Source organism: Vibrio marinisediminis, assembly GCF_014050145.1.
In the GTDB taxonomy this organism is placed as follows: domain Bacteria; phylum Pseudomonadota; class Gammaproteobacteria; order Enterobacterales; family Vibrionaceae; genus Vibrio; species Vibrio marinisediminis.
Window position 1 is genome coordinate 1 of the sequence record NZ_JACFYF010000102.1, and the last position, 331, is coordinate 331.

Genomic DNA, 331 nt, shown 5'->3' on the forward strand with positions numbered 1-331 from the left:
TAGAGGCCTAGGACACCGCCCTTTCACGGCGGTAACAGGGGTTCGACTCCCCTACGGGATACCATCTCCTCATATGGAATATGGGGCTATAGCTCAGCTGGGAGAGCGCTTCGCTGGCAGCGAAGAGGTCTGCGGTTCGATCCCGCATAGCTCCACCATCTTTAAGTACATTCGCAAGAGTGTTTTTAAAAATGGTTTTCATCGCCTTTTATTAGGTAATAAAACTTGCTCTTTAACAATTTGGAAAGCTGACTAAATAATCTTAATAAAGATTATTTGTAAAGTTCTCAATGTTTACCGTAATGGTAAACACCAAAAAACACATTCAAGT

General features: G+C 42.6%; 1 tRNA gene. It reads left to right on the forward strand.

Going from position 1 to position 331, the window contains the following annotated elements:
- Window positions 1-82: 82 nt before the first annotated feature.
- Window positions 83-158: transfer RNA gene (locus H2O73_RS20480), tRNA-Ala, on the forward strand.
- The last annotated feature ends 173 nt before the right edge of the window (window positions 159-331 follow it).